Origin of the sequence: Capnocytophaga catalasegens (genome assembly GCF_026005215.1) — a bacterium.
Taxonomy (GTDB): Bacteria; Bacteroidota; Bacteroidia; order Flavobacteriales; family Flavobacteriaceae; genus Capnocytophaga; species Capnocytophaga catalasegens.
In genome coordinates this window covers 1-5,498 of record NZ_BPMA01000008.1, presented here as the reverse complement: position 1 = coordinate 5,498, position 5,498 = coordinate 1, and the positions used below count along the sequence as shown (strand labels likewise).

6 protein-coding genes and 1 pseudogene are annotated in these 5,498 nt (G+C 26.5%); 1 reads left to right on the top strand and 6 read right to left on the bottom strand.

What is annotated here, in order from left to right; translation table 11 throughout:
• A pseudogene (locus OO775_RS01945) lies at positions 1-119 on the top strand (IS1595 family transposase); the annotation flags it as partial.
• Here OO775_RS01945 and OO775_RS01940 read toward each other — a convergent pair.
• From OO775_RS01940 to OO775_RS01915, 6 genes are all read right to left on the bottom strand, one after another.
• Complete coding sequence (locus OO775_RS01940; protein WP_264845328.1) at positions 120-971, bottom strand: hypothetical protein; 852 nt, start codon at positions 969-971, stop codon at positions 120-122.
• 568 nt (positions 972-1,539) lie between these two features.
• Positions 1,540-1,893: a DUF6402 family protein gene (locus tag OO775_RS01935; protein ID WP_264845327.1), complete on the bottom strand. Its 354-nt coding sequence runs from the start codon at positions 1,891-1,893 to the stop codon at positions 1,540-1,542.
• Between the two features lie 487 nt (positions 1,894-2,380).
• Positions 2,381-3,670: a DUF6402 family protein gene (locus tag OO775_RS01930; RefSeq protein WP_264845326.1), complete on the bottom strand. Its 1,290-nt coding sequence runs from the start codon at positions 3,668-3,670 to the stop codon at positions 2,381-2,383.
• Positions 3,671-3,673: 3 nt separating this feature from the next.
• Positions 3,674-4,132, bottom strand: coding sequence for a hypothetical protein (locus tag OO775_RS01925; protein ID WP_264845325.1), 459 nt, complete (start codon positions 4,130-4,132; stop codon positions 3,674-3,676).
• 63 nt (positions 4,133-4,195) lie between these two features.
• On the bottom strand, positions 4,196-4,645 hold the full coding sequence (locus OO775_RS01920; protein ID WP_264845324.1) for a hypothetical protein: 450 nt from the start codon (positions 4,643-4,645) through the stop codon (positions 4,196-4,198).
• A 97-nt stretch (positions 4,646-4,742) separates the two neighbouring features.
• Positions 4,743-5,498 (bottom strand): DUF6402 family protein (locus OO775_RS01915; protein ID WP_264845323.1); only part of this gene is annotated, 756 nt, incomplete at its 5' end.

The window sequence follows — 5,498 nt, the reverse complement described above, 5'->3', positions numbered from 1 at the left end:
TCAAACGGGAGTATTTACAATTATACTTAGACGAATTTGTTTACAAGCTCAATCGTCGTTACTTTGCAGAGCATTTATTTGACAGATTGGTTTTAGCCAATATTACAGCTTATGAGTGATTACAGATATACAATTTCATATATAACAAAATCTTTATTTATTTTTATTTTGGAAATAAATTTATTTCCTAAGATTCTAGTTCCTGTTATTCTATAATCTTTCCCTATCCCTGTTTTTCTCTTGAAAGAAGTGAAAGTTTCATTGTTTGTATAGATTTCATTCATTGGATTAGTTACAAATTTAGAAACATTACCAAATGGCTTAAAAATAGATTTGTCCCAAGTTCCTAGGGGCTGGCTAAAGAAAAACATAAATTTTTTAGAATCATCGAAATTAAATCCGTCATTTATTAACTCCCAAATATTGAAAATTTTGAGTTCTTTATTCTCTGGACTATATTCTCCTTCAAAGATATAACTAAATCCAATAGTACCAAAAGAAGCTATATGGCGGTCATTTATATTTTCAAATTTTTCTATAAGGAGATTGAGACGTGAAAAATTTGTATAATTATAACTATCTTGGAATTTTTTTTGTACTAGAAAATTATTTTCTATGCTCGTTTTTAATATGTACATTCTTATGTCTTTTAATGAATATAATCGAAAATCATCTCCTTCGTTTATTGCTTCTTTTATTTTTTTATATTTATGAATGTTTATAAAATTAAAGAAATCTACTTTTCTCTTTTTATATTTTTCCCATTTATCTAAGAAGTTAAACAAATTATTATCCATAGTAATGTCTCCTCCTCCTACAAACCAATTATATAAAAAAATTGCTCCATATCCCCAAGTTCTTCCCCACATTGATAGAGGAATTTCTAAAATTAGTTTTTCATTAGAGGAGAGAGAATTGTATTTTTTCTCACTTATTAATTTTGCTTTTATCTCTTCTAAATCATTATACAATAAATTGTAAGAATACTCTTTCTGTCCATTTTAGGGGATTTGGCACAGCTGTATCGGGATATACCACCTTACTTATTCTGTTTTATTTTAATGAGCAAAATAAGAAAAAGTGATATTACAATATTAATAATAAAATTCAATAAAGGAGCAGGCATTAAAAAATCTTTATCTAGTTCTAATTCTATAGTCTCATATTTTTTGTACGGTAAATATTTGAAGAAATTATAAATAGTTGCTATAAGTAAACAAAAACAGAAAAAACTAATAATATTAGCATAAACTTTTGTTCTTTGAAATGTACACATATATAGTATATTGAATAATATAAAGAATATTGAGATTGATAATACAATAAAAGTACTTTTAAAGAAAGATTTATAGATATCCCTCGTTGCCTCAATACAATCATATAAGTGTAATACACAGAAAAAAGAAAAAATTATATTTACTACACCTACAAAAGCATTAAGCTTTTCAACCTTTATTTTAAATAGGTTCAACAATAGAAATGGAATAATATTTAGAGCAAAGGTGCTTAAAAATATGATAATAATAGATTTCATACTTACTATATTTGATTAAAACCACCAGTTAAAGGGTCTCTTTTTACATTAAAAGAAAAATTAACATCTATTTCTTCATAATCAGATATTAACCTAAAGTCCCCTCCTTTTCCTGTGTCATTTTGATATTTCTGATATGATTCATTAGTTATATATAATCCATTTGAAAATATATTTTTTGACACTTTGTTATTAATAAAATCCCAATAACCTAAAGGCTGGCTAAGATAAATTGGAGGAGAAAAAATATCAAATTTACTATCTACAAAATCAAAAGAATCCTTTATTTCTTCCCAAATTTTTGTTATAGAAATCTCTTCTATTATAAAGCTATATTTGTACTGTCTAACCTGTACCAAAAAAGCGATTGATACGGCTTATTAGAGCAGTGGATTTGTACATTATTCTACATACTTCCTTAATAAAGAAAAAGATATTATGAAAATACAAAAATTAATCCATCTAGGTATAAGAGCAGATACAACTATAACGCTTTTGTAGGTTTTTATTAGAATGTAATTAATAACATCTTCGTTCTGTAATATTTGTCTTTCATATTTTTCTAAATAAATGATCTCAAAATAAGAAGAAAAAGCACCTATTATGATGAATGTAGTTACAACCCACCAGATATAAAAAAATAAATAAAAATATTTTCTCTTTTTTCTATACTCAAATAAAAATAGGAATATTGGGAATAGAATTGATGATACAATCATATAGAGGAAATATGGATCTCTCTTATTAAAATAATAGTCAATATCAGAAGTAATTATTTCATAGATTAGATAAATTACTAAGTTTAATATAGCAAATATACTTCCTAAAAGTATATTTTTCATCCACTTAGGATAACTCTTTTTCTGTTGCATAAAAAATATTATCTTTTGTTTTGTCAATGTATTTTATATCTGAATAAACATTAAAATCCATCCCCTTTCCATAATCTTTTCTATATTTTTGATAGGACTCATTTGTTATTCTATAAGATCCAAAAGGGGGCTCTACAAGAGGATATATTGGCTGTACTTTATTCTTAGTAATATTCCAATCCCCTAAACCTTCATCTTTTGTGATAAAGTCAAAACTATCTTCTATATAAACCCCTATTTTATTTATCTTGATAAGGAAACCTTCAGTTGTTTTAGTTATGATTCCTAATGCTATTACTCGGAAATTGAATGAACCTAATGTTGCTGTTAAATCATCTAAAGGTTCTGATAGATTAAGTTTGAACAGATCAGTAATTTTATAGTTAGTAGAAGTGTAATAAAATCTCTCAAAAAGAGGCATCTTTTCTGTATGTTGTTTGTAATTATCTTTAGGTTGTTCTACATTCTCATATTCTATTAATCTGTCCGAAGTGACACCAAAAGAAACTGTTTGCCAATTTTCTTTAGGAAGTTTTAATCCAATATTGTTGTCTTGAGTCATTCGCTTTATCATTTTCTTTAGAATGTTTATAGCTTTTTCTTCTTTCCAAAGATTATTTACTAAATTATCATATACTTTCTTTACTCTTGGAAAACTTAAAACCCAATCCATTTTTATAACTCCTAAAATAACTTCTTTCCAAGGTTTTTTATTAGGATATCCTCTAAACCATATATTTTGTAGTTCTTCTCCATACGTCCAAGATAGTTTTCTCATAACTTTAGGGACAAATTCTATTACGTGTATCTTTAGGTAGTCACTATCATTTGTAGGGAATTCATAACTTCTATCATCTTCTACTTTAAATTTTATATAGATTTTCAAAATATTATCTTTCCTTTCCATAGTCAGAAACTCTGTAATATTATCTTTTCCTTTTTGAAAAAGTTCAGGAGTTAGAGGAATAATTATTGTATTATTTGTTTCTGAAATAATATATTCTCCTTTATATAGAGAATCATCATTAGCTATCCCTAAATCTGAATCGAAAAGTTCATATACTACTTTCTTTCCAATGGACTCTTCTATACTTTCAAAATAGAAATATAGAAAATCAGGTTCATCATAAGGATGAAGTGTTATCTTTTCTCCTTTAGAATTGACCCAATAACCTTTTATAATTTTACTTGTTACTCCAGCAACCCATAGTCTGGCTATGGATTGCTGTCCTGTTTCTTTTAGTGTTATTCTTATACCTGCCATAGTTTAGTTATTTTTTTGTTCTATTATTTTTAGTTTGATGCGTTCTGTTTTATCATTTTTGAAAACATATCCTTTGAGAATATCATTTTCCAAGCGTTCGCCATTATATTCAAAATCTATTTCATTATCGGTTAAATCTAAATTAGCTTCTTTTCCTGCAAGATTTTTACCTTCTATCACTAAATAGACTTCCTCTCCTATCTTTCCTCTATTTCCCAAAATTTTATCATTGAGGTCAGTAAAATAACTCATAATAATTTTAGGTTCTTCTTTGTTAACAGTACCATATTGCACACCTCCTTCTAAACCTTGCATTATTACTTTGTCAGCACTTATTAATTCTATTTCTTCTGTAGCTGTAATAGTTACTTCTTCAGCTTCTTCATAAGAAGTGCCAGCTCTTATAGTATAAGTGTCACGAACTGTGATATATATGTTATTAGCTTTCTTAAAAATTCCCATAATATTTATTTTACAATTAATTTACCTCAGGGCTTCAATATTTGACCTCCGAACTTAAACTCTTTATGCTTTACTATACTTTCTTATCAAGAAAAAGGACAGAATAAATACACATATATTATATGGGAATGAAAGAATTATAATAACATTAGCTGTTATAAACATATTCCAAAAATCATCTACTATTCTATTAACTGCTGCATTTATATCTGGATAGTAACCAATATAAGCCCAAAAAAGAATAGAAAAAAACACAGATATCTCCAACCAAATAGAATAAAATTTTATATAAAACCAAAAAGTATCCTTTTTTATCGGTTTAAAAAGATACATTGTTATATACAAAGCAAATGTAAATAATCCTATTAATGTATTAGGATATTTCCAATGGAAAGCACTGCTTAAAGGAGCAGCTATAATTATTTCTCTTTTTAAAATTATACGCAAAGAAAAATATAATATACTCGCTCCTATATAAAAAAAGAGACTATATTTAATTTTATTCCAGTTCATTTTTGTTTGCATAAAAAAAGTAAGGTTTAACATCAGTGTACTCAATATCAGAATAAACATTAAAATCCATTCCTTTTTTATATTCCTCTCTATAATCTCAATAAGATTTATTATCTATTTCATAATATTCATTAAAAACATATGGACTACGCATGACACTATTCTTAGAAATAGACCATATTCCTAACCCTTCTCCTTCTGATATAAAATCAAAACTATCCTTTACATAAATACCTATTTTTTTAATAGTTATTTTATATCTATCCCCTTCTTTCATAATTTCACCTAATGCTATAACACGAAATAAAAAAGAGCCTAATGCACCTGTTAAATCATCTAAAGGGTCGAAAAATTTATTAAAAACATAACTTTTTGATTGGTAATAAAATCTTTCAAATAAAGGCATTTTTTCTTTACGTACTTCTTTATTAAGTTTAGGTTGTGGAACTTCATATTCTTTTATTTTTTCAGAAGTAACACCGAACAAAACAGTCTCTCCTTCTTTTTTTGGAAGTCTTAAATTAACATCGCTCTCTATTGTCATTCTTTTTATCATCTTTTTTAATTCTTTTATGGCATTAGGAGTATTCCAAAGGCGGTTTTTTAATTCATTATATTCATTATAATGACTCAAGTTCTTAATAACCCATTCTATACTCAATTTTCCTAAAATAGGTTTCTTCCAAGGTTCACTATTTGCATTACCTTCAAACCAAATATTTTGAAATTGGATTGATTTATTCCAAGAATTAGTCTGAGCTTTCATAATTCTACTGACAAATTCTACCACATGAATTTTTAAATAATCATCTTTATTCGAACGAAAAATATTTTCCCCATCTAAGTAAAGACA